The organism is Pseudomonas monteilii NBRC 103158 = DSM 14164 (assembly GCF_000730605.1).
GTDB lineage: Bacteria > Pseudomonadota > Gammaproteobacteria > Pseudomonadales > Pseudomonadaceae > Aquipseudomonas > Aquipseudomonas monteilii.
Map to the genome: position 1 here is coordinate 44,276 of NZ_BBIS01000037.1, position 19,665 is coordinate 63,940.

General features: G+C 60.3%; 21 protein-coding genes, 2 tRNA genes and 2 pseudogenes. 11 read left to right on the forward strand and 14 right to left on the reverse strand.

The features are described 5' to 3' along the window. The first annotated feature begins 221 nt into the window (after positions 1-221). The gene (locus tag PM2_RS18915; RefSeq protein WP_028699466.1) at positions 222-1,382 is read left to right on the forward strand and encodes a GGDEF domain-containing protein; all 1,161 of its coding nucleotides are present in this window, start codon (positions 222-224) and stop codon (positions 1,380-1,382) included. A 1-nt stretch (position 1,383) separates the two neighbouring features. Here the strand turns inward: PM2_RS18915 and PM2_RS18920 are convergent, their stop codons facing one another. After that, positions 1,384-1,674, reverse strand: coding sequence for an RcnB family protein (locus PM2_RS18920; RefSeq protein WP_019098348.1), 291 nt, complete (start codon positions 1,672-1,674; stop codon positions 1,384-1,386). A gap of 113 nt (positions 1,675-1,787) precedes the next feature. Between PM2_RS18920 and PM2_RS18925 the strand changes: the two genes are divergently transcribed. Then, complete coding sequence (locus tag PM2_RS18925) at positions 1,788-2,138, forward strand: hypothetical protein (protein ID WP_016711442.1); 351 nt, start codon at positions 1,788-1,790, stop codon at positions 2,136-2,138. 110 nt (positions 2,139-2,248) lie between these two features. After that, positions 2,249-2,746 (forward strand): hypothetical protein, encoded by a 498-nt coding sequence (locus PM2_RS18930; protein WP_016711441.1) that lies wholly within the window; start codon positions 2,249-2,251, stop codon positions 2,744-2,746. Here the strand turns inward: PM2_RS18930 and PM2_RS18935 are convergent, their stop codons facing one another. The 4 genes from PM2_RS18935 to PM2_RS18950 form a co-directional block, all read right to left on the reverse strand. Then, the gene (locus PM2_RS18935; RefSeq protein ID WP_016711440.1) at positions 2,747-3,514 is read right to left on the reverse strand and encodes an SDR family oxidoreductase; all 768 of its coding nucleotides are present in this window, start codon (positions 3,512-3,514) and stop codon (positions 2,747-2,749) included. A gap of 36 nt (positions 3,515-3,550) precedes the next feature. Further along, positions 3,551-4,618, reverse strand: a complete 1,068-nt coding sequence (locus PM2_RS18940) for a phosphotransferase family protein (RefSeq protein ID WP_028699465.1) — start codon at positions 4,616-4,618, stop codon at positions 3,551-3,553. Between the two features lie 184 nt (positions 4,619-4,802). Beyond that, the gene (locus PM2_RS18945) at positions 4,803-5,120 is read right to left on the reverse strand and encodes an SCP2 sterol-binding domain-containing protein (protein ID WP_016487959.1); all 318 of its coding nucleotides are present in this window, start codon (positions 5,118-5,120) and stop codon (positions 4,803-4,805) included. A gap of 57 nt (positions 5,121-5,177) precedes the next feature. Continuing rightward, positions 5,178-5,888, reverse strand: coding sequence for a histidine phosphatase family protein (locus PM2_RS18950; protein ID WP_016711438.1), 711 nt, complete (start codon positions 5,886-5,888; stop codon positions 5,178-5,180). Positions 5,889-6,085: 197 nt separating this feature from the next. On the opposite strand from PM2_RS18950, the gene sohB reads away from it, so the two are divergent. Beyond that, positions 6,086-7,105 carry a protease SohB gene (gene sohB / locus PM2_RS18955; protein WP_016711437.1) on the forward strand — a complete coding sequence of 340 codons (1,020 nt, stop codon included), beginning with the start codon at positions 6,086-6,088 and terminating at the stop codon, positions 7,103-7,105. 154 nt (positions 7,106-7,259) lie between these two features. Beyond that, positions 7,260-7,333, forward strand: a tRNA-Cys gene (locus tag PM2_RS18960). 76 nt (positions 7,334-7,409) lie between these two features. Here the strand turns inward: PM2_RS18960 and PM2_RS18965 are convergent. Further along, a pseudogene (locus PM2_RS18965) lies at positions 7,410-7,625 on the reverse strand (site-specific integrase); the annotation flags it as partial. A gap of 147 nt (positions 7,626-7,772) precedes the next feature. Next, positions 7,773-8,438, reverse strand: a pseudogene (locus PM2_RS18970) (SOS response-associated peptidase). A 108-nt stretch (positions 8,439-8,546) separates the two neighbouring features. On the opposite strand from PM2_RS18970, the gene PM2_RS18975 reads away from it, so the two are divergent. After that, positions 8,547-8,840: a hypothetical protein gene (locus tag PM2_RS18975; RefSeq protein WP_016711434.1), complete on the forward strand. Its 294-nt coding sequence runs from the start codon at positions 8,547-8,549 to the stop codon at positions 8,838-8,840. Between the two features lie 438 nt (positions 8,841-9,278). Next, positions 9,279-9,464 (forward strand): hypothetical protein, encoded by a 186-nt coding sequence (locus PM2_RS31925; RefSeq protein WP_016711433.1) that lies wholly within the window; start codon positions 9,279-9,281, stop codon positions 9,462-9,464. A gap of 1,695 nt (positions 9,465-11,159) precedes the next feature. On the opposite strand, the gene PM2_RS18985 is transcribed toward PM2_RS31925, so the two are convergent. Together PM2_RS18985 and adhP are read right to left on the reverse strand one after the other, a co-directional pair. Beyond that, positions 11,160-11,366 (reverse strand): DUF6434 domain-containing protein, encoded by a 207-nt coding sequence (locus PM2_RS18985; RefSeq protein ID WP_016711432.1) that lies wholly within the window; start codon positions 11,364-11,366, stop codon positions 11,160-11,162. Between the two features lie 94 nt (positions 11,367-11,460). Further along, complete coding sequence (adhP, locus tag PM2_RS18990) at positions 11,461-12,471, reverse strand: alcohol dehydrogenase AdhP (protein WP_016711431.1); 1,011 nt, start codon at positions 12,469-12,471, stop codon at positions 11,461-11,463. A 383-nt stretch (positions 12,472-12,854) separates the two neighbouring features. On the opposite strand from adhP, the gene PM2_RS18995 reads away from it, so the two are divergent. After that, positions 12,855-13,052, forward strand: a complete 198-nt coding sequence (locus PM2_RS18995) for a hypothetical protein (RefSeq protein ID WP_016711430.1) — start codon at positions 12,855-12,857, stop codon at positions 13,050-13,052. Between the two features lies 1 nt (position 13,053). Here the strand turns inward: PM2_RS18995 and PM2_RS19000 are convergent, their stop codons facing one another. Continuing rightward, the gene (locus PM2_RS19000; protein WP_028699464.1) at positions 13,054-13,467 is read right to left on the reverse strand and encodes a DoxX family protein; all 414 of its coding nucleotides are present in this window, start codon (positions 13,465-13,467) and stop codon (positions 13,054-13,056) included. Positions 13,468-13,571: 104 nt separating this feature from the next. Beyond that, positions 13,572-13,656: transfer RNA gene (locus tag PM2_RS19005), tRNA-Leu, on the reverse strand. A 363-nt stretch (positions 13,657-14,019) separates the two neighbouring features. On the opposite strand from PM2_RS19005, the gene PM2_RS19010 reads away from it, so the two are divergent. Genes PM2_RS19010 through PM2_RS19020 form a run of 3 tightly spaced genes read left to right on the forward strand, consistent with a single transcriptional unit; the run spans position 14,020 to position 16,997 of the window. Continuing rightward, complete coding sequence (locus PM2_RS19010) at positions 14,020-15,180, forward strand: two-component system sensor histidine kinase NtrB (RefSeq protein ID WP_028699463.1); 1,161 nt, start codon at positions 14,020-14,022, stop codon at positions 15,178-15,180. A 5-nt stretch (positions 15,181-15,185) separates the two neighbouring features. Continuing rightward, positions 15,186-16,631 carry an ATPase domain-containing protein gene (locus tag PM2_RS19015; RefSeq protein WP_016711426.1) on the forward strand — a complete coding sequence of 482 codons (1,446 nt, stop codon included), beginning with the start codon at positions 15,186-15,188 and terminating at the stop codon, positions 16,629-16,631. A gap of 12 nt (positions 16,632-16,643) precedes the next feature. After that, positions 16,644-16,997, forward strand: a complete 354-nt coding sequence (locus tag PM2_RS19020; protein WP_016711425.1) for a response regulator — start codon at positions 16,644-16,646, stop codon at positions 16,995-16,997. Between the two features lie 45 nt (positions 16,998-17,042). Here PM2_RS19020 and csrA read toward each other — a convergent pair whose 3' ends face one another. From csrA to modC, 3 genes are all read right to left on the reverse strand, one after another. Then, positions 17,043-17,240, reverse strand: a complete 198-nt coding sequence (gene csrA, locus PM2_RS19025; protein WP_012051904.1) for a carbon storage regulator CsrA — start codon at positions 17,238-17,240, stop codon at positions 17,043-17,045. A gap of 253 nt (positions 17,241-17,493) precedes the next feature. Then, entirely contained in the window at positions 17,494-18,516 is a 1,023-nt protein-coding gene (locus tag PM2_RS19030) for a DNA topoisomerase IB (RefSeq protein ID WP_016711424.1), read from the reverse strand. A gap of 57 nt (positions 18,517-18,573) precedes the next feature. Continuing rightward, on the reverse strand, positions 18,574-19,665 hold the full coding sequence (modC, locus tag PM2_RS19035; protein WP_028699462.1) for a molybdenum ABC transporter ATP-binding protein: 1,092 nt from the start codon (positions 19,663-19,665) through the stop codon (positions 18,574-18,576).

Genomic DNA, 19,665 nt, shown 5'->3' on the forward strand with positions numbered 1-19,665 from the left:
GATATAGGTCCTTGATCCGCAATGGTTTACAGGGCACTTGCTGAGACTGGGAATGATCCATTTGGTTTCCCTGGCAGGCAAAAATTTGTCGCGCCAGTGATGAGCGGCGTGCTTGTGGGCTGCTGTTCTGTCCCATTCGGTCATGGTCGAGCCGGTAATACCCCTCTAGACTGTGGGGTAAGCCGCAGGCAAGACGGCAATTTGCCACACAGTGAATCATGATGATCGCCCATACCCCCACGTTGTTCGCCGCCGTTGCCTTGGTTGCAACCATTCTGGCCTTCTGCCTGTTGCTGGTCGGGCGCAGTAACCGCCGTGACAACCTTTCACTCACGGGGTGTGGGTTGCTGGTGCATGCCCTTGCCTATGTCTGCTACACCGTTTACGCCCAGGCCCCGCTGTGGCTCAGCTATGGCCTGGGCAACAGCCTGTTGTCGCTGGCCTTGGCGTTCTATACGGCCAGCCTGTTTCGGGTGCGTCAGCAGGTGGTGCCTTGGCGCAGTATCTTCATTATCCCGGCGTGCATGCTGGTGGGGTTGATGCTGCTGCTCGATACGGTGGAGCCACGTATGCTGCTGGCAACGCTGGTGCTGATGTTGCAGTGTTCGATGATTCTGTACTGGGCGCGACGCTATGCCGAGCGGCCGGGCAAGGCCCACTTGCTGCTGCAGATCGGTGCGTTGATCAGTTTGGTCGGCCTGGGCATGCGTGGGGTGGCGGTGGCCAATGGCACGGCGGTGGAGTTGCGCTATGACACCAGCAACCTCAAGCAGAGCATTTCGGTGGCGATTGGCACCGCCACGGTAATGATGTATTCGATCGGGCTGGTGTTGATGGCCAAGGAGCGCAGCGAATCCCGCTTGCAGCACCTGGCCCTGCACGATGTGCTGACCGGCACGCTGAACCGCAGGGCGATCCTTGAGCGCTTCGCCGTGGAGCTGGACCAGGCTCGCCAGCAGCAGGGCATCCTGGCTGTGGCGATGATCGACATCGACCATTTCAAGCGCATCAACGACCTGTATGGGCACCTGGCAGGTGACGAGGTGCTGTGCCATTGCGTGCGTCAGTTGCAACAGCGGCTGCGCCAAGGTGACTGCCTGGGCCGTTATGGTGGTGAGGAGTTCCTGTTGCTGCTGCCGGGCACTGACCGCAACGGGGCGATGGCTGCGCTGCAAGGGCTGCGGGAGGCCATTGCGCGCAACCCGGCGAGTTTTGCCGGTGACCAGATCGAATTGCGCTTCAGCGTTGGCTTGTGGTGCGGCGTGCCTGGATTCCAGGACAGTACCGCCAGCCTGTTGGCCCAGGCTGACGCAGCGCTTTACCAGGCCAAGGCCGCCGGGCGCAATACGGTGCATATGGCGGCAATGGCCGAAGCGGGTTGACTCACGACGCCGGCTGGATTGCCAGCACTACGCCGTTGGTGATCTGTACCAGTACAAAGTGCCCGCCCATGCGTACCCAGTGGCTTTCTTTTTCGGGCTTGGGCAGGCCCTTGGCTTGCCAGTCCTGTATGGCCTGATCGTCTCGTTTGTACTGGTCCGGCGCCTTGTCACCCACCTTGAGTTCGCGATTGTGTGTTTCCGGCGCGGTGACGCTTTCTTCGCTGGAAGGGGCGGCGTTTGCCGCCAGGGGTAGGCAGGGTAGGGCCGCGAGCAGCAAATAGTGCAGTTTCATGGGGTTTTCCTCTTGGTTACGTGTCTTATCTGCGACAGCGGCAGGTGTGTGGCAATTCACTCGCGATGCATGCCAGTGCTAGAGTCGCTTTCTTTTTACCCTGAGGATGGAACATGCGTGCGATTCTGCCGATGGCCGCAGCACTGATGCTGGTCGGTTGTGCTTCTGCGACCATGGAGACGGCCCGCGGCGGCAAGCCGACGGCGCAGCTCGATTCGCACAAGGCGCCAGAGCTGGTGGCCCAGTGCATCCAGTTCAGCTGGCAGGAAGAGAAGGTGTTCGGCGACGATGCCAGTGGCTATCTGGAGCCGCGCAAGCAGGGCGGGTTTACCGTGTATACCCGCGAAGCCGAAGCGTTCGTGGATGTTTACCCGCAGGCGGGTGGGGCGCGGGTTGACTATTACGCGCAGAAGCATGACGGCGTGGCATTGCAGCGCCGGGCGGCAGCGGCTACTTGCCTGTAACGCAGGCGCTCACCCTGTAGGGGTGGGCTTTACAATTTTTAGCAATGCAGTTGTGTTGCAAGACGCGTGGTGACGGCTAGCATGGGCCGTTACCACTCAAGGGCGACACCATGGATCGCTCACTTCAACTCAACCGTGCCAGCTGGGACGAACGCGCTCCGCTACATGCTGCCTCCAAGGACTACGAAGGCGAGCTTCTGTGGGCGCGTACAGTGGCAGCACTGTTGAAACCACGCGGGCGGCTGTTCCTGCGCGATGGGCACCCGATGCTGATGGCCGTCAACGAGGACCACCAGGACCGCCTGCAGCTCGAATACCCGTATTTCGAGCACGAAGCGCCGACGGTGTGGCACAACGACCAGACCTACGTAGAAACCGAACAGCGCCTTGCCCACACCGAAACCCATGAATGGAACCATGGCCTGGGCGAAGTGGTGACTGCCTTGTTGGCGCATGGGCTGCAACTGACGGCACTGGTCGAGCACCAGAGCATCCCCTGGGAGGCGCTGCCGGGGCAGATGGTCAAGGGCAGTGACGGGGAGTATCGCTTGCGTGAGCAGCCCGCACGGCTGCCCTTGAGCTACACCTTGGTGGCAATCAAAGCGTGATCAGGACAGGTAGCCGCCGTCTACATTGAGTGCCGTGCCGGTGGTGTAGCTGGACGCATCGCTGGCCAGGTACAACACTGCGCCGGCCATTTCTTTTGGGTCGGCCACCCGCTTGAGCGGGATCTGCTGCAGTGCGGCGTTCAGGATGGCGTCGTTCTTCACCAGTGCCGAGGCGAACTTGGTGTCGGTCAGGCCCGGCAACAGCGCGTTGCAGCGAATGCCAAACTGGGCGCACTCCTTGGCGAAGACCTTGGTCATGTTGATGACCGCTGCCTTGGTTACCGAGTAGATCCCCTGGAAGTGGCCGGGCGACACACCGTTGATGGACGCCACGTTGATGATGCTGCCACCGCCGTGCTCACGCATCAGCTTGCCAGCTTCCACTGACATGAAGAAGTAGCCGCGTATGTTCACGTCCACGGTCTTCTGGAAGGCGTTCGGGTCAGTATCCAGCACGTTGCAGAACTGCGGGTTGGTAGCCGCGTTGTTGACCAGCACGTCCAGGCGCCCGAACTGCTCGCGAATGCCGGCGAACACCTGCTGGATCTGCTCCAGCTCACCGATGTGGCAGGCCACCGCCGTTGCCTTGCCACCGGCGGCGATGATGGCGTCGGCCACCTGCTGGCAACCGTCGAGCTTGCGGCTGGAAACGATCACATGGGCGCCTTGCTGTGCCAGCAAGTGGGCGATGGCCTCGCCAATGCCACGGCTGGCACCGGAAACGAAGGCAATCTTGCCGTCGAGGTCGAACAGGTGGGTCTTGGACATGCTGTTTTCCTTGTTATCCGTCGTCGTGGTCATGACTTACAGGCTGGACTTGGCAATGACCTGTAGGGTCATCTGCTCCAGCAAGCGGTTCATGTGGATGAACTGGGCGAAGCGCTTGTCCTGGGTCTGGCCGTGGTAGTAGCGGTAGTAGATTTGCTGGACGATGCCAGCCAGGCGGAACAGGCCATAGCAATAGTAGTAATCGAAGTTGTCGAGCTGGATGCCCGCTCGCTCGGCGTAGTAATCGACGAACTGGCGACGGGTAAGCATGCCTGGTGCATTGCTCGGCTGGCGGCGCATCAGTTGCACGGGTGCTGGGTCGTCGGCCTCGATCCAGTAGGCCAGGCTGTTCCCCAGGTCCATCAGCGGGTCACCCAGGGTGGCCATTTCCCAGTCCAGTACCCCGATGATGCGCATGGGGTTGTCGGCGTCGAGGATCACGTTGTCGAAGCGGTAATCGTTGTGCACGATGCCGGGCTTCGGGTGGTCAGCGGGCATCTTGTCGTGCAACCAGGCGATCACCTGTTCCCAGCGCGGGGCATCCGGGGTCAGGGCTTTTTCGTAGCGGCTGGTCCAGCCCTCGACCTGGCGTTGCACATAGCCTTCCGGCTTGCCCAGGTCGGCCAGGCCGCAGGCGTTGTAGTCCACCTGGTGCAGCTCGACCAGGCGGTCGATGAAGCTTTTGCACAGGGCCTCGGTGCGGCTGGCGTCCAGGTTCAGTTCGGCAGGGATATCCGAGCGCAGAATGATGCCCTTGACCCGCTCCATCACGTAGAACTCACCGCCGATCAGACTGCTGTCGGTGCAGTGCACATAGGCCTTGGGGCAGTAGGGGAAGCCGTTGTTCAGCTGGTTCAGGATACGGAACTCGCGGCCCATGTCGTGGGCCGACTTGGCTTTCTGCCCGAACGGTGGGCGGCGCAGTACGAAGTCACGGCCCGGGTAGCTGACCAGGTAGGTGAGGTTGGAGGCGCCACCCGGGAACTGGCTGATGCTGGGTAGGCCATCCAGGCCGGGGATATTGGCCTTGAGGTAAGGGGCGATGACGGCCGCGTCGAGTTCTTCGCCGGGGCGTACCTGGGTGGACTGGTCGGTGAGCGTCATGCGTTTTCCTTATTCTCGATCGCAAGGACTATTGGCTAATCTAATGGCCTGCCCAGGCTGGAACAAGCGTGCCAGGTGCCATATAGGTGCGGGTGTTGCCGGTGGATCACTGCACCGAATGCCGGGCAAAAAAAAACCGAAGCCGCGAGGGCTTCGGTTTTCGATCATTCGGTATCCCCAGCCCTCAGGACGGGAACAGCTCGCTGAGTTTCATCGACAGCATCATGTCGCCTTCAACGCGCAGCTTGCCGCCCATGAAGGCCTGCATGCCGTCGGTTTCGCCGCTGACGATCCCCTTCAGGGTTTCGCTGTCCATTACCAGGGTGCAGTTGGCATCCGGGTTTTCGCCTTCCTGCAGGTCGCAGGTGCCGTCTTTGACGATCAGCGCGTACTGCTTGCCTTCGTCGGTGATGTTGAAGCCGAACACCAGGTCCAGGCCGGCGGCAGCGGATGGGTTGAACTTCTCTTGCATCTTTTTGACGGCATCAGCTACGGAGGTCATGGCGCATTCCTTATAGAGTGATTTACACGTCCCCGCAGGGACACAACAAAGCCGGGCTTATCGGTAGGTGACAAACTCCGGTGCCCTCAACAGCTGCACATGGGCTTGGCTGTTGAAGGAAGCCAGTGCCACGTCGCGGCCGCGGAACTTCAGCTGGCTGAGCGACGTGTTGATGATCTGCCAGTTCAGCGCGAACGCCTGGCTGGGGGTGATACGGGTAACCAGGTGGAGCAGGGCGGCAATGGTACCGCCCGAGGTGAAAATGGCGATATTGTCGCCGCTGCCGGCATTATCCAGTACGCGTTGCAGCCCACCCTGTACGCGGGCAGTAAAAGCTTGCCAGGTTTCCAGGCCGTCGTCGGCATGCTCCCCGTCGTGCCAGCGCTGCACCATCAAGGCGAACAGGCGCTGGAACTCACTGCGGTGCTGCGCAGCATTGCGCAGGATGTGCAGGGCGTTTGGCTCTTGCGGCAGCAGCCCGGGCAACAGGGCACGGATGACGCCGTCGGCATCGAACTCATTGAACGCCGCGTCGGTCTCAACCGTCGGCACCGGGCAGCCGTTGGCCTGCAAGGCCTCCAGGGCAAGGCGAGCGGTATCCTGCTGACGGCGCAGGTCGCCTGCCACGCAACGGTCCAGCCGTACACCCAGCTGGGCAAGGTGCTCACCCAGGGCCTGGCTCTGACGCACGCCCACGGGGGAGAGAACGTCGTAGTCATCGGCACCGAAGGAGGCTTGGCCATGTCGGATCAGGTAGAGGTTGCCCACGAAAGGTTCCGGCCTGTTGGAGGTTGCTGCGAGGTTAGGATGCGGCTCACGGGCTGTCAACGAAAAAACATACAAGCGTTTGAAAAGGTTGTTTGAAAGATGTTGCCAGCGTTTGCACCAGCTGGCAGCACCTCGGGTGCAACGGTATGCTTGCAACAGTTACGCGCCGCCGTGGCGCAGGTATTTAAGGAGTCAACGTGGAGTTTCTTGCCGAATACGCAAGCTTTCTCGCCAAAACCGCCACCCTGGTCATCGCCATCCTGGTGGTGCTATCAGCCATCGCCGGGCTGCGCGGCAAGGGGCGGCGCAAACCGGGTGGGCAGTTACAGGTCACCCGCCTGAACGAGTTCTACAAGGACCTGCGCGAGCGCCTGGAGTCTGGCCTGCTGGACAAGGCCCAGCTCAAGGCCTTGCGCAAGCAGCAGGCCAAGGCGGAAAAACAGCAGAAGAAGGGCAAGGCCGAGGAAAAGGGCCGGGTCTTCGTGCTGGATTTCGATGGCGACATCAAGGCCTCGGCCACTGAAAGCCTGCGTAACGAAATCACCGCGCTACTGACCCTCGCCACCCCGCGTGACGAAGTAGTGCTGCGCCTGGAGAGTGGCGGTGGCCTGGTGCACAGCTACGGCCTGGCAGCGTCGCAGCTGGCGCGCATTCGTCAGGCAGGCATCCCGCTGACCGTGTGCATCGACAAGGTGGCCGCCAGCGGTGGTTACATGATGGCCTGCATCGGCGAGAAGATTGTCAGTGCGCCGTTCGCCGTGCTGGGTTCGATCGGCGTGGTGGCGCAGTTGCCTAACGTCAACCGCCTGTTGAAGAAGCATGACATCGACTTCGAAGTGCTGACTGCTGGCGAGTACAAACGTACCCTCACCGTGTTTGGCGAAAACACCGAGAAGGGCCGGGAGAAGTTCCAGGAAGACCTGGACATCACCCACCAGCTGTTCAAGGACTTCGTTGCACGCTACCGCCCACAGTTGCATATTGACGAAGTGGCCACCGGCGAAGTCTGGCTCGGGGTTGCGGCACTCAACCGAAAGCTGGTGGACGAACTGCAGACCAGCGACGAATACCTCAGCGAGCGTGCGCGCAATGCCAACCTGTTCCACCTGCACTATGCCGAACGCAAGAGCCTGCAGGAACGCATCGGCATGGCGGCGAGCGGCACGGTGGAGAACACGGTGGTAGGTTTGTGGAGTAAACTCGGGCGTCTGCGCTAACACCTTGAACCCGTTGAAATTTTTTTTCGTTCAGGGGGTTGCAAGGTTAAAGGAATGAAGACATAATGGCGCCCATCGAAACGCAGCAAACTTTGAAAAAGGTTCAGCGTTTCAAGGAGATAGCAAAGCGCAAGCAGCTAGATCCGACCTTTGAGGCCGAGTAGCAAAGTGGTTATGCTCCGGATTGCAAATCCGTCTACGCCGGTTCGATTCCGACCTCGGCCTCCACCATTCGAAAGCCCCGCAGATTAACGTCTGCGGGGTTTTTCTTTATGGGTCAAAAAAAGCCAAGAGTTCCGAAACTTCAGCCTTTGGAGGGCTTGGCGATGGCGCCGACGCGACGATAAACGCGCTCGGTGATCCCCTCTTTTGAGTGACCTAGCAGCACGCTTGCATCGCTCAGGTCGTTGATCTCGGATGCGGCCTTCGGTCTGATGTCGCGGAACTGGAACTGGGCGATACGGTTGGCCAGATCCGGCTTATTCTCGACCTCGGCCTTCACCCTGGCGTCCTCTCGGGCTGCGTGAGTACCACCAAGCCCAGGACTGTGGCGCACCGCTAAGGAGGTCGAGCGCCTGCGCCGACTGGCCGAGTCGTTGTTTCAGGTGTTATCCGACTACCAGTATCGGGTGATAGCTAAAGCCCGCGGCAAGGATTTGCCGCCTCTTCATTGAAGCGGGCTTATAAGCTCGGCACCTTGGTTGCGTACATTCCCTACGGCGGGGCTCACCCGGTACCATTCAAAGGCGTCGGCCGGTTCGCCCAAGTTGAGCACCAGTTGCTCTGCATGCTCGCTCGGCATTCCTGCCGCGATCCACTCGTATGCCAGCTCAGGTGACAGCACAACAGGCCTACGATCGTGCACGTCGACCATGCCGCCCTGGGCATCGGCGGTGATGATGACAAACCCGTCGTGCTCGCTGCCGACAAACTGGCCGATGCTGGCACATAGGGCGGGGCGCCCGTCCCGACGGCGAATGTAGTACGGCTGCTTCTTCGGTCCACCCTCATCAACCCATTCGTACTAGCCGTCGATGGGTGTGATTGCCCGGTTCGGCCAGATCGCTCGGAAGAATGGGCCGTGCGCCACCTTTTCGACCCTGGCATTGATCGGCGCAGCACGGTCGGTCGCCCAATGCGACCGCCATCCCCACTTCACCAGGTCAGCGCGCGGGCCTGCGTCATCTACCCTCAGCACTGCCACCGGCGTGGTCGGCGCGACGTTGTACCGGCCAAGAGGCTCGTCGCCGACGTTGTTCTTCCAGGCCTCTGGCAGGCTCAGGGTTTCAACGAAGTCGTGTATGCCTCGGTACTGACTCAACCTTCCACACATACGCCGCCCTCCTGCATGAGCAAACAAGCATAGTCCGCCGAGCGGTACTGGCGAGGTTGCTTTTCCTGATGCTGAAATACTGTATTTAAATACAGTATATGGTGCAGTATGTACTTCCTCCTCGTTCGCCGCCGCGTGAATGGCGTGGCCATCCCGTACGATCAGCTCAGGATGATCCAGCCCCTGAAGGCCGACATCCACATTGGTGACCATCACAGCGAACCACTGGGCCGGGTATCGACCCAGGCCTGGGTGTTTAACCCTGCGCCGGGGCCCGACATCATTCCTCGATTGCATGACGCAAAGGTCAATGGCATGGCCCAGCTCGGAATCAACATCAACGGTGTCGAGGAAGTCGAAGGCGTGCTGTATGCGCAGTCGTGGTGGTGCAGAGCAGAGTGATGGCCGGGATACGCAAGCATGGATGAACTGAACGACCGATTCGCCTTGGTTACAGATCCCGATGGGCGCGCTGCCGTGCTCGAGGAGGCTTGGCACTGAGCTCAAGCATGTCGGTTTTGCTGGGCGAAAGTCGGTGAAACTGGCCGAACCGTATTAAACAGTTGCGATTCGCAGGCCGCTAGCGGCGCGGCCTGAGGGTCGATTCTCACGCTACTGCTGCAGTACTGGAAGTGACGCTAGCCACAGACCAGGCTCATGCAGCTTGTCAGCGGCGGCGGATGGTTAGGCATGCGGGGTTTTCGAAAGAACCTGCCGAGTTTTGCGTTGAATATGCTGGCAATTTTCAGTATCTGGCTCTTATTTGCACGGAGTCTGTCAATAGCCTGTATAGTGACTGCGTAGCCGTGTTTTGCGGCTGCTCACTATGAGGTTGCTTTTATGCTCCAGGCCATATCCCCCGAGACGCAGCGTGCCCATGAGCGCTTGAATGAACAGACTCAATTGTTCGTCAAGCTGGGAGGCCAAATTGAAAGCGTTCCTGCAGGAGTCAGCGGCGTGCTAGCTAGCAAGCCGAAGTCGGTTTGGACCAACCCTCAAACGGCCAAGTCCATCCACAAGCGATAGCGCGTCAAAGCGCACTGCTTGGTTGCTTCATTGCGAACGCGAGGGCACAAGTATGTTTGATGCGCCAAGTGATTTAGATATTTCTGAGTGGATTGGCGTCAGCGAGACGGAAATAGCTATTTACCGGGGTAATATGTTTCGATTGAAGGATGATTCGTGGCTCATCCGTTTTTCGTTCGCAATGCTCCGAGCGCTACGCCAGAGGCTTACTGACGGTTTACCCTCCTTGTCACAGTTGAAAACCAGGCGACAGACGTATGAGTGAGTTTGATTGAGCGTACGATCCTGACGCGAGCTCAACACAAGCCTTGTCCCGGTGGTCCGTTTTATATCTTCTGGAGGAGTTGGAGGCGCATACTCAAGTGGCTCAGGGCTTCTGAGCATTGAGAGGTGTGTATGTCCAGAGATAGGTATGGCGTAGAGAGTGACAGACAGGTCAGTCAGCCAGCCGGTAATGAGGGGCAGCTACAGGGATCAGTCAATCAGAACGAAAGCGTTTGCCAAGAGGGCCGTGACGACAATTTCGACAGCCCTCCCTTTCGAAGAGGGCAGAAACAGGTGCCGCCGGACCCATCGAGGGCATCCCATGCGGAGCGTTATAGTTATCACAAGCGCCCATTGGAATAACGTTCAGCTGTAGATGGATATAGATCTAAAAGCCTGGTCGTGCGCCAGGCTTTTTGCATGTGGATTCCGCGCCAGATGGCCAAGCGGCGGGCCTGCTGGACCTCACGCTCTGACCTCGTAGCCTACAGTCCGTTTGCCACAGATGCACGCCCGGCATTTTTCAGCGCGGCGCCGTAAAGGAGGAAGGGAAATTAGCCAGAAAAATGGTTCCAAAACCGAAAGTTAGACACCTCTACAATGCTGGTTACAAGCTGGCAAATCCCGATTTTTATTGGAACTGATTTTAGCGTCCAGGGCGCATAAGGCGGAGATTCTTGGGTCGTATTGCAAATCCGTCTAGGCCGGTTCGATTTCGACCTCGGCCTCGACGATAAATGACCCAAGAAACCCGATAAGCGTAAAGTGAACCAAGTACATGGAGTATGAGATTCTTCCAAGGAAGGCGCAGGTCTTGGTCGTGAGTGCGCGCTGGGCTGAAGGCAGTCCAGGAGGTGCAATAATGCACAGAAAGGTCAAATACTGAGAAGTATTCCTCTTATGGGTATCCGGGTAATTCGGTAGTGGCTGCGAAGTTTGAGCTAAATGAAGTGTAGGTGAGGCAGGGTATTAATATGGAGGCCAACGCTGGTATTGCTAGCCTGGGGTGCCTCTTGATTGCGGCTTTTAAGTACCGTGCTGAACTTTTGTTGTGAACGAAGTGGCAGAAAACTACAGGTAGCGCCGCTAATCCGCGCAGCCCATCAGAACCCAGCCCGCTCTGGAAGGATCTGGCGGTAGATGCTTGGCCAAGCTTCGAATCGACATGCCCATCTCCTCGTGTGTACAAGCTCGATGCTGCACCTTGAGCACTTATTTTGAACCGCACCACCCATACGTGGGTCATCAGAAGGGAGGGCGGTAATAACGCCCCGGTTCCCTCACCACGTATTGAAATGTTCGCAAGCTAAGGTTGAGCTCAAGCCCATTCCACCAGCGAGGTCGTCAGGAAATGGATTATTCCAGCATGGTTGAAGCGTTGGACAAGATGTTGGAGAAAGCGGCTGCAACGCAGGTATCCGCCAATGAAAGTCAGCGATGCATCCGTAACCATTCATCCGCGACGTCGCCCATAGTGGACGGCGTGCCGCTCTTGATCCACGCCATGAAGGCTCCGTCGAACTTGGATGCCTGGCCACACTCGCCGAGTAGAAACTGACGCACCTTCTGCGTGTTGCGGTAGTGCTTGTCCAAGGGCGTGGTGCGGGTAATCGGCCCAGCGTGCCAGTCGAAGCCCATGGTCTGTCCCTTGACTATGAAATGAAAAGGGCAAAAGCCCGTGAATGATCATCCATGGGCTTTTGGTCGTTCGAAACGATCGGCCTTCAGGCTATCAACCTTCGAACTGGATAACCATGCGGCCTTTGATCTTGCCTTCCAGCATCTCGTCGAAGATCTGGTTGATGTCCTCGATCGGCCGCAGGGTTACCTTGGGCACTACTTTGCCTTCAGCGGCGAACTGGAAGGCCTCTTGCAGGTCTTGCCGTGTGCCCACCAACGAGCCAACCACTTCGATCCCGTCCAGCACCAGGCGGGGGATATTCAGGTCCATGGACTCTGACGGAAGCCCGACGGCAACCAGGCGGCCGCCTGCGCGTAGCGCGTCCACGGCCGAGTTGAAGGCGGCTTTGGCAACGGCGGTAACCACAGCTGCATGGGCGCCCCCGGTCTTGGCCTGGATGATCTTCGCGGCGTCTTCGGTGCGCGAGTTGATAACCAGGTCGGCGCCCATTTCGCTGGCGAAGCGCAGTTGCTCTTCGTTGACGTCAATGGCGATCACTTTGGCGTTGAACACGTTCTTGGCGTATTGCAGCGCCAGGTTGCCCAGGCCGCCGAGGCCGTAGATGGCGATCCATTGGCCGGGGCGGATGTTGGAGATTTTTACCGCCTTGTAGGTGGTCACGCCGGCGCAGGTAACGCTGCTGGCGGCGGCGGAGTCGAGGCCGTCAGGTACTTTGACCGAATAGTCGGCTTTGACGATGCAGGCTTCTGCCATGCCGCCGTCCACGGTGTACCCGGAGTTTTTCACTTCGCGGCACAGGGTTTCGTTGCCGCTGGTGCAATAGTCGCAATGCCCGCACCCCTGATAAAACCATGCCACGCTGGCGCGGTCGCCCGGCTTGAGCGAGGTAACGCCCGGCCCGACTTCCTGGACCACGCCGATGCCTTCGTGGCCCAGCACGACGCCGGTCTTGTCACCGAAGTCGCCATTTTTCACGTGCAAGTCGGTGTGGCACACACCGCAGCATTGCATCTTCAGCAGCGCTTCACCGTGTTCGAGGGGGCGCAGGGTTTTCTCAACCACATCCACGCGACGGCCTGGCGCAACAACAGCAGCTTTCATAAGAGCCTCCGTGTCTATCCGAGTGAGCTTGGGTTATCGCTGGGTTAGCATAGCCCTTGCGTGGCCGGGCAAAACTGCTCCAGGTCATGGGGTGGGTTAGCGCCACAAAAAGAAAAGCCCGCGGCAATGATGCGGCGGGCTGCAAGAACGTACGGAGCAGGGTTAGTGTGCCCATCCGTTTGTCAGTATTTCGTGAAGCGCAGGTCATGAGGCTGTCATGTGCGCAACACCATAAAAAAGCCCGCCATGAGCGGCGGGCAAAAGACGTTTGAAGGGAGAGCCTGCAGGTTGCGCCCGGCTGGTTAACCCAGGATTAAGTGGCAACGCATTGACCTCGGAAGCTGATCAGCCTATACAGGCCTGCCATCACGCCAGGAGCCAGCATGCACGACGAAGACGACCTGCACGAACCCGAGCACGATCACCTGCTCGACCATGAGTTTCTCTACGACGACGTGGAGCACGAGGCAGATGCCCAAGGCGCCGAGGATGAAGTGGAAGAAGACGAGGAAACGCTGGATGACCTCGATGATGAGGAGCGGGATCACCCAGCCTGGTTCGACGATTGCGAAGACGACTGACCTAGCGGCCGTCCACCGAGAAGCGCCCTGGGCCGCTTACGGCCAGCAATAGCAGGCCGCCCATGATGGCGAGGTTTTTCAGGAACTGGGTCATGTTGGCGCTGCGCTCAGGGTCGACCATGTTCCAGAACGGGTGACCCAGCAGCGCCGTGCCCAGCACGAACAGTGCGAACAGGAACGCCAACGGCCGGGTATAGAAGCCCAGCATCAGCAGGATGCCGACCACGAACTCCATGAGCACGGCAATCGCTGCCGCCAGCATGGGGGCAGGGGCACCCAGCGAGGTCATGTAGCCGACCGTGCCGTCAAAGCCGGTAAGCTTGGCCCAGCCAGACAAGACGAACAGGATCATCAGCAGCACGCGGGCTATCAGGATAATGATGTCGCGTTGGCCATCGAACAGGGAGTAGCGCATGGCGGCGTTCCAGTGGACGAGTACAAGCTCCACTCTAGCAGCTGCGCGAGATATTGCCGGCAGGCAGCAAAAAGGCGCCGCAAGGACGCCTTTTCAACGAAGTTTGGTGCGAGTGGCGGGACTCGAACCCGCAAGGCTCACGCCGACAGATTTTAAGTCTGCTGTGTATACCAATTCCACCACACTCGCACGCTTGAAGGGGTCGTAACGACCGGCTCGCTTCTAAGCAGAAGGGCTTCGCAATCAAGCGCGCTTTATAACCCATCGTTATAGTTGAGTCAACTGCAGCACCTATGATCAACAGAGTGAAGGGTCGAGCGAACGGGTAATTGACACCTTGCTGTCATTACGCCACTGTTGCCCTTTTATTGGATCCAAGAGTATGCGGCGATGACTCAGTCCGACGCTTGCGAGCGTGTCGTGCGCCCACGGCTGATCTGGCGGCTGCGCATCAGCCCGATACTGGTCGAGCCTGAACGGTGACGGCTGTCTGTCGCCGGGCGTGTTCGGCTAAGCTCATTTTGTTCCTCCCGCTGTGCCAGTGGAGTTTGCATGGTTTCAGCTGACTGCCCCGACCACCCCGTCATGCCTGCCCACCGCTACGAGCAGCTGGTTCAGTCGGTGGTGGACTACGCCATCTACATGCTTGACCCTGCCGGCCATGTGGTGTCGTGGAATGCCGGTGCGCAACGGATCAAGGGTTACCGCGCCGATGAAGTGATCGGCAAGCATTTCTCGCTGTTCTTCACGCAGCAGGACTGTGCCGACGGCCGCCCGGAGCGCTTGTTGCGCCAAGCGCTGGAGCAGGGTGTAGCGCAGGATGAAGGGTGGCGGGTGCGCAAGGATGGTACACAGTTCTGGGCCTTGGCGGCGCTGGACGTGATCCGCGACGACCAGGGCCAGATCATCGGCCTGGCCAAAGTTACCCGGGACATCACCGACCGCCGCGAGTCGGCGATGCAACTGGACGCGGTGCGCGCCCAGCTGTTCCAGGCGCAGAAACTGGAGGCCCTCGGCCAACTGACTGGCGGGCTGGCGCATGATTTCAACAACATGCTGACCATCATCATCAGTTCGGCGCGCCTGGCGATAGCCACCCAGGACCCGGCGCGTGCCCAGCGCATGCTGCAACATATTCTGGATGCCGGGCAGCGAGGCACTGAACTGACCCAGCAACTGCTCAGCTTTGCCCGCCACCGCAAACTCGATGTGGCGTGTGTAGCGCCGGCAGACCTTGTAGCTGCCACGCGTGGGCTCCTGGAACATGCCCTGCCCAGTTCGATTGACCTGCAGGTGCAGTTGCAGGCGGACTTGCCGCTGATCGAAGTCGATGCCGGGCAATTGCAGATGGTGCTGCTGAACCTGTTGTTCAACGCCCGCGATGCCATCGCAGGGGAGGGCCGGATAGGCTTGACGGCCGAAGTAGTCGAACTGGCGGGCGAAGTGGAAGGATTGCAGGGCCGTTTCGTGCGTTTTGTGGTGGAAGACAGCGGCGAAGGCATTGCGCCTGAGGTATTGCCACGCATCTTCGAGCCGTTCTTCACGACCAAGCCTTTCGGCAAGGGCACTGGCTTGGGCCTTAGCCAGGTTTATGGCTTTGCCAGGCAGAGCGGCGGCGCCATTTATGTCGACAGTGAGCCCGGCCACGGAACTTCCATGCAACTTTACTTGCCAACGTATCAGGACAAGACCCACAGCAATCTCGACAGGTGAGTATCATGGCGCAGGCACTCAGGCGGCTGGTGACGGGTATCGAAGGGCTCGATGCCTTGCTCAAGGGTGGCTTGGTAGCCGGTGCCTCGTACATCATTCAGGGCCCGCCGGGCGCGGGCAAGACCATTCTCGCCAACCAGCTGGCCTGCGGCCATGTACGCGGCGGTGGCCGGGTGCTGGTGGCCACCTTGCTGAGCGAGTCGCATGACCGGCTGTTCCAGTACTTGGGCACGCTGGACTTCTTCGACCCTGCGCTAGTGGGCGACCAGATCCAGTTTGTCAGTGCCTTCGATACCCTTGAGCAGGAAGGGCTTGATGCCGTTGTGCGGCTGCTGCGCCAAGAAATCGCCCGGCAGCAGGCCAGCTTGCTGATCGTCGACGGTGTACTTAATGCCCGGGTGCGCGCGGAAACTGCGCTGGACACCAAGAAGTTCGTCTCCGAGCTGCAGGGTCATGCGGCCTTCGCCGGCTGCACGGTGCTGCTGCTCACCAGCGCAAGGCTGGACGAGGGCAGCCCGGAGCACACCATGGTCGATGGCGTGATCGAGTTGGGTGAGCAACTGGTGGGCAGCCGCGCCGTGCGCCATATCCAGCTGCGCAAGACGCGCGGCAGTGGGGCGTTGTCGGGGCGCCACGAGTGCCTTATCGATGAAAGCGGCATGCATGTCTACCCGCGCCTTGAGGCGTTGTTCAGCCACCCCAGCCAGCTGGGCAGCGCCATTCCTGCGCGCATCAGCAGCGGTGTGCCAAGCCTGGATGAAATGCTCGACGGCGGCCTGTCCACGGGGTCGGTCAGCTTGCTGATCGGGCCTTCGGGTATTGGCAAGACATCCTTGGGGCTGGCCTTTCTGGGTGCCAGCACTGCGCAAGCGCCGGGGCTGCATTTCGGCTTCTACGAAACACCCGAACGCCTGCGTAGCAAGGCTGCATCACTGGGTTACGACTTGGCAGCGATGGAGCGCGCCGGCAGCCTGCAGCTGTGCTGGCAACCGACCACCGAAGGTTTGTTGGACCAGGTCGGGGCGCGACTGCTCGAACGTGTCGAGGCGCAGGGCTGCAAGCGCGTGCTGGTTGATAGCCTCGGGGCGTTCAGCCGACTGGCTGTTGACCCGGCGCGTCTCAATGCATTTTTCCGCGCCTTGACCGGTGAACTGCGCGCGCGTGATGTGAGTGTGATGCTGACCTGGGAAATGCGCGATATCTTCGGCTCGGAAATCAGCGCCCCGGCCCCGGACCTGTCGAGCATCGTCGACAACCTGATGCTGATGCGCTTCGTCGAGCTGGATTCGCAGCTGCGGCGCATGCTGTCGATCCTCAAGGTGCGTGACAGTCACCATGACCCTGCTTTGCACGAACTGCTTATGGGGCCGCAAGGCATTACCCTGCGCAAGGCGTTCGAAGGCGCCTGTGGCGTGCTCTCGGGAACGCCGGTGCCGCAAGGGGGCGGGTGACGGAGCAGGCCCATGAACACCATCCTGATCGTCGATGACGAGTACCTGATTGCCGATATCCTCGGTTTTGCCCTGGAGGACGAAGGCTACCTGGTGGAAAAGGCGAGCAATGGCTGCAAGGCGCTGGAAGCGCTCAAGGAGAAGCGTGTTCAGCTGGTCATCACCGATTACATGATGCCGCTGCTAAACGGTGAAGAGCTGGTGCGCTCGATGCGTGAAGACCCGGCCTTGAGCGAGTTACCGGTCATCCTCATGAGCGGCGCACAGGCCAACCAGGGATGCCCGGAACTGTTCGCCGCCGTGTTCGACAAACCGTTCGACATGGACTGTATGGTCGCCAAGGTGCACGAACTGCTCGGCACCTGAGGCGTGGGGCGATCAAGCGCGTCCGTGCGGCTTGAGGCAGGTCGCTCAGTGCGAGTCTTCGTGCTTTTCCGGGGCCGGGCTGCCGGCCTGGATGCGCTTGAAGATTTCTTCGCGATGAACCTGAACATCTTTCGGTGCATCGATCCCGATCCTCACCTGCATCCCTTTGACGCCCAGAATGGTGACTTTGATGTCATCGTTGATGACGATGCTTTCGCCAACCTTGCGGGTGAGTATCAGCATGTAGATCTCCTTGGTGATGTAAAAGACCGCCGGGCTAATTGCCTTGGCGGCGGGAGCGGGTCCCTCTTCCTTCTCATTAAAGACGCTTTCGGCGGATAGTAATTCCCCGACAGACAAATTCTGTTGCGAGTCTTCAGTTGCAGGTGCCGAAGCAAACCGTCAGCGTTTTGCCGGTCAAGGTGCTCGGTGGCAAGAATAGGGCGCTTGGCGGCCAATGGGAAATTTCTTCGCATCATGGGGTGAATAGACAGGCTTAATGGTCATCCTGTTCCTCAAGTGCCTGCAGAAATATCAGCAATGCCACTTCTTCGGGGTCCAGCCCTTTGCGCACTCGGCTTTTCGGCAAGTTGGCCAGGCGCCCCAAGGCATAGTGCTCAAGTACCGCAGGGTGTATATAACAACGCCTGCACACTGCGGGCGTATTGCCAAGGCGTTTGGCGACCTGGCGGACTACTGCGGCGACTTGGCGTTTGGCCTCGGCGTCCGGCTCCCAGGCCAAGGGCTTCAGCAGGTCCAGGGCCAGGCTGCTGCCGGCCCAGGTGCGGTAGTCCTTGGCGGTGAAGTCGGCGCCGGTCAGCTGCTGCAGAAACTGGTTGACCTCGCTGGAGCCGACGCTGTGGCGCTGGCCGTCCTCATCCAGGTATTGAAACAGTGCCTGTCCGGGCAGCTCCATGCAGCGTTTGAGCAGGCTGGCAAGCCGCCGATCGTTGAGGGTGACGTTGTGCTCCACGCCGCGCTTGCCGCGGAACTGGAAGCGGATGGTGCTGCCTTTGATCTGCACATGACGGTTGCGCAGGGTGGTCAGACCATACGACTGGTTGTCGCGCAGGTAGCGTTGATTACCAATGCGGATCAGGGTGTGGTCGAGCAAGCTCACTACCAGCGCCATCACTTTTTCCCGGTCCAGGCCTGGCCGTGCCAGGTGGCTCTCCAGTTGTGCGCGCAGTTCAGGCAGGGCCTGGGCAAAGGCCAGCATACGCCCATACTTGTGCTGGTCGCGCAGCTCGCGCCACTGCGTGTGGTAGCGATACTGCTTGCGGCCACGCGCGTCGCGGCCGGTTGCTTGCAGGTGGCCCTGTGGGTCGGTGCATATCCACACATCCGTGTAGGCCGGCGGAATCACTAGCGAAGCGATACGGGCGAGGGTTTCGCTGTCGCGCACCCGTTGGCCATCGGTATCCAGGTAGATGAAACGGTCGCGCCAGCGTCGCCGGGTCAGGCCCGGCTGGCTGTCGTCAACGTAGTGCAGGGTGCGTGGCAGGGGGCAGTCGAGCATGGGCGGCAGGCCTCGATCAAGTCACTGATCAATGGACAACGCCCGTGTAAAGGATGCTCAGCCCAACAGGGCCACCGACTTGATCTGGGCAAACAGCGCCTGGCCCGGGTGCAGGCCGAGCTGGTCTGCCGAGAAGCGGGTGATGCGGGCGAGCAAGGCATTGCCGCCGGCATCCAGGCTCACCAGCACATGGGCCGGGTTATCGGCCGGGCGGCTTTCGCGCACACGCACCGGCAGGCGGTTGAGAATGCTCGATGTGCTGTCAGCCGTCAGCGCCAGGCTGACGTCCCGGGCCTGCACCTTGACCCGCAGGGTGCTGCCCATCACATGTGCCGTGTGGGCGATGCGCAACAGCGGCCCGCCGCTGCCGGGTAGACGCAGGTCGAGCAGGTCGTAGTGCGGGTCATGCCCCACCACCATGCCTTCGAAGACGACGCCGGCATCCTCGCCCTGGGCCAATGACAGATCCAGGCGTGCCAGGGTTTCGCCGATCGGGCCGCTGGCCACCGCCTTGCCTTGCTCCAGCAGTACCAGGTGGTCGGCCAGGCGTGCCACTTCATCCTGGGCGTGGCTGACATACACCAGCGGAATGTCCAGTTCGTCGTGCAGGCGCTCCAAGTAGGGCAGGATCTCGCGCTTGCGGGGCCCGTCCAGGGCCGCCAGGGGCTCGTCCATCAACAGCAGGCGCGGGCTGCTGAGCAGGGCGCGGGCAATGCCCACCCGCTGCGCTTCGCCGCCAGACAAGGTGGCAGGACGGCGTTCCAGCAAGTGGCCGATGCCCAGCAACTGGCACGCCTGCTCCAGGCTGACCTTGCGCTCGGCAGCCGCCACCCGGCGCCAGCCGAACTCCAGGTTGCCGCGCACCGATAGGTGCGGGAACAGGCTGGCCTCCTGGAACACATAGCCAACCGGGCGCAGGTGCGGTGCCTGGAAGTAGCCGCGGGCACTGTCTTCCCAGACTTCGCCGTTAACCTCGATGTAGGCGCTGGCGGCCCGTTCCAGCCCGGCCAGGCAGCGCAGGCAGCTGGTCTTGCCAGAGCCCGAGTGGCCGAACAGCGCGCTGATGCCGCGCCCGGGAAGGTGCAGGTCGACGTCCAGGGTAAAGTCGTCGCGCGCCAGGATCAGGCGCGCCACAATCGATGCGGTCAT